Origin of the sequence: Actinoallomurus sp. NPDC050550 (assembly GCF_040655075.1) — a bacterium.
In the GTDB taxonomy this organism is placed as follows: Bacteria; Actinomycetota; Actinomycetes; order Streptosporangiales; family Streptosporangiaceae; genus Actinoallomurus.
The window spans coordinates 1-3,313 of the sequence record NZ_JBFAJC010000136.1 but is presented as its reverse complement, the minus strand read 5'-3'; the positions used below and the strand labels follow the sequence as shown (position 1 = coordinate 3,313).

The 3,313-nt window shown below is 63.5% G+C and carries 3 protein-coding genes; 2 read left to right on the top strand and 1 reads right to left on the bottom strand.

What is annotated here, in order from left to right; all coding sequences use genetic code 11:
- Nucleotides 1–199 precede the first annotated feature (199 nt).
- Complete coding sequence (locus AB0I04_RS55040; RefSeq protein ID WP_360905027.1) at nucleotides 200–373, bottom strand: hypothetical protein; 174 nt, start codon at nucleotides 371–373, stop codon at nucleotides 200–202.
- 541 nt (nucleotides 374–914) lie between these two features.
- On the opposite strand from AB0I04_RS55040, the gene AB0I04_RS55035 reads away from it, so the two are divergent.
- Nucleotides 915–1,100 (top strand): hypothetical protein, encoded by a 186-nt coding sequence (locus AB0I04_RS55035; protein ID WP_360905024.1) that lies wholly within the window; start codon nucleotides 915–917, stop codon nucleotides 1,098–1,100.
- 1,598 nt (nucleotides 1,101–2,698) lie between these two features.
- The gene (locus AB0I04_RS55030) at nucleotides 2,699–2,962 is read left to right on the top strand and encodes a hypothetical protein (protein ID WP_360905021.1); all 264 of its coding nucleotides are present in this window, start codon (nucleotides 2,699–2,701) and stop codon (nucleotides 2,960–2,962) included.
- Nucleotides 2,963–3,313 lie beyond the last annotated feature (351 nt).

The following is a 3,313-nucleotide window of genomic DNA, read 5'->3' as shown; positions in this document are numbered from 1 at the left end:
GCGTCCAACTGTCCCAATGGTCACACCAAGGCCACATCAACAAGATCGGCCCAGCCCTCTACGGACCCGCACTTAAGCATCTGTGAACAGGCTCTGACTCATTGTCTCCAGATAATGGCTCTGCGCCGTCGCTATCAGCTTGAGAATTAAAGGCCTTCAGCGTCCCTGGCCTGCGGTTGCGACAGCCCGCGAGTTACCCCTAGCGAAGCAATGGGCTGAAGATGCCGTGATGTCTTCCGCCAAAGCGCATGAGGCGGCCGCCGATGCCCATGACCGTGCCGCGCGTCTGCACGAAAGGCTCGCCCAGAAGAGCAACGCGAACAGCACGGACCATCGTCGTGAGGCCGAACGCCATCGGGAACTGGCCGAACACGACCGCAGTTCGAGCGGGTGGTGCCCGCCAGCGGGAACATGGCCCTGGCCGGCAAAGAGTTCTGGCTCGGACCGGCCCGCGCGGGCATGCCCGTGACGTTCTGGGCCGACGCCGACGTCATCCACCTGCTCGCCGGCCGAACCCGGCTCAAGAGCGTCCGCTCACGCCTGTCCGCGGCCGACCTGACCGCGCTGAGGGCCGCAGGAGCCCGCAAGGCCGGGCCACCTCCCCCTGCCCAACCCCGAACACGGCGACACGGTCGAGGTCGACCGCACCGTCAGCAAGGACGGCAGCGTCGGCCTATCCGGCCGACTGGTCCTGGCCGCAGAAATCCTGGCCGGCCCCGGGTCAGCATCCGCATCGACGCCACCACGCTGATGTTCTTCGCCCCTGACACCCGTGAGCTGCTGCGCACCCGCCCGAACCCGTTCACGCCCGAGCAGGAGGCCCAGCTGCGCGGAGCCCGCCCCGCCGGACCACCCCAACGCCAGCGACCAGGCCGGTCACCGTTCAGCGGCGGGCCAGCAACACCGGCGTCATCATGGTTTGCGGGCAGAAGATCGCCCTGGGGCGGCTGCACGCCGGTCAGACCATCACCGTCCACGTCGCCGAGACCGTGGTTCGGGCGCAGGTGGTCGCGGGTCAGGGTCATCACGACGTCGCCGAGACCATGGTTCGGGCGCAGGTGGTCGCGGGTCAGGGTCATCACGACGTCGTCTCGTCGTAGTCCCACACCAAAGCATCCTCAGCAGAGTTCTCCGAACCGTTCGGCTCCTCCTCGGTCACCCAGCATCCCAGCAGCTGGCGGGCGCCCTGGCGGCGGATCCGGAGGGTGTAGTGCCGCGTGTACCTGGGGATCGACTGCCGTCAATAGTGATCGCCCAGGAACTGTCCAACTTCGCAGACACAGCCAACGGTGGCCATCTCCCCCGGCTGAATCGGCGGTGAGATCTGGCAGGCGAACGTGGACAGGTCCGCGGTGTCGTGAATGCACTGAATCATGACGCGACGATCCGGGTCGCTGACCAGGTCGATGATGATCCGAGCACACGTGCGACCAACGGCCGGGGCCTGCTTCTGGTGGCATACGGCTGCACACATGCGAAACCCCGGCGACCGGTGTTCGTGCTGGTCAGCCGGGGTTTTCCTTGATCAGGTGGGTGCCCCCGGCAGGATTCGAACCTGCCACGGTTTAGGAATCCACAAGCGATACTGCGGCCATGGAGGCCGTGACCTGCGGCGGAACCGCGTCGACAGAGTGCGCGACCGGCCGCCATCCCGCGCATATCCCGCACGCTGCAGGCGGGGCCTTTCCGACGAGACGCGTCCAGTTTGGGTCGCCGAATCGCGCACACCACTCATGGTCGTCGCCAGCCGTCTCGAAAGCTGCAACCAAACGAGCCGCTGTCGCAGCGGATCACGCGGACACCGCTCGATGGGACTCTTCACCTAAGTATTTATCCTGGTTGCGACCTAGATCCGATGGGCTCTGTAGGGCGCCACGAGAGCAGCCAAGTTCTCCGGCAACGGCAGTGCAGGGCTCTCGCCGTCCTTACCGCGGCCGCTACAGGAGTACTCGGCCATGTCAGGGTGGCCGGCGTAAGCCTGGGGAAAGATCCGCTGTTGGTCGTCCCGCTCGCGACCTCGATGGAATGCGGTGCAACGGTCAGCCTCCCTCCCCGAAACGAAGATCAGCGACGCCCGCACCGTGCGCCAGACTCGCTTGCGATGCAACATCAGAAGCGCACCCATAGCGGCGCGCCAATTACTATTCGATCCACCGGTTCCGGCAAATCAGTTCCGGGCCGAAGGTCCCAGCGGTCCTTATCCAGTTCGACATCGTGATATACCTCACAAAACCACTCCGCCGACGGAAAGTGTCGAAGGACGTACCTGCCGGTCATACCTTCGTTGTTGAGCGTTCTCAGAATCTCGACGGCGATAGATTCGTCATCATCATACATTGAAGATTTGCGTTTACCGCGATTAGAAACGAACTCTTCGATAGCCCACGTGGACGAAGACGACCACATGGGAGCATCGACACTTGAGCATGATAGGTAGTCCGCACAATTATCAATGCTACCGAAGAGACACATCTCGACCCGACTACCGCCACTACTCACGGTTCGTGTATGTATGATGACCGCTTCCCTCTGCGACTTTTCCTCCCTCAAAGAACGATTCCGCTTCCCCGAGGACCAAGGCGTGTAGACCGCCAGAGTGACTTCGCCGCATCCCTTCGCGAAAGCCGCAGGTGGAGGAGTAACGAAGTCCTCCACAGCAAGCTGCCCGATCGCTCTCTCAAGCCTACGTGCTACTTCGTTGCGCTGGACTACCGGCTGGTCCTACCGGCGGTTGGCCGACGCCCGTCCCGACGCCTTCCTGCCCGCCCTGGCCAGCAGTCTGAACAACCTCTCGAATCGTCTCGGGGAGCTCGGACGGCGAGAGGAGGGGCTGGAGGCCATCACCGAAGCCGTCCAGATCCGCCGGCAGCTGGCCCAGGCCAGGCCGGAAGTTTATAGGGAAGAACTCAGACGGTCGGAAGAGGTACAGAAATTGCTGGAAGCCCTCCGTGATCAACAGTGAGACAACTCCTGGATCCGCGCTATGCAGCCGGAGCGGCACGACGGGTCGGCCCGGAGAGGCGGTACGCTCGGCGTACAGCTACGGCCTATATACGTGCGCGGACGCCCTGACCTACTTACTGCCAAATTCGGCAGCGCATCATCTGATCCGTAGGAAGATCAGGAACGTCCACGGCCGTCCAGATCCGTTCCCTGACCTGCTGCCGGGCCGCTCCGCCGTCCAAGACCGTCCGGGGCTGTCCAGAGCCGTTGTTAGTTCTCGATGTCCCCTGCAGGGACGTCCTTCAGGACTGAAAATCGGGGGTGGCTGCTCGCCGACGTCGCTTTTGCTTGGTGCCTGAGCCCGTTTGTT

Bases quoted from the DNA above. Each gene is read 5' to 3' on its own strand.
- AB0I04_RS55035 (WP_360905024.1), top strand. From the start codon at position 915: ATGGTTTGCGGGCAGAAGATCGCCCTGGGGCGGCTGCACGCCGGTCAG.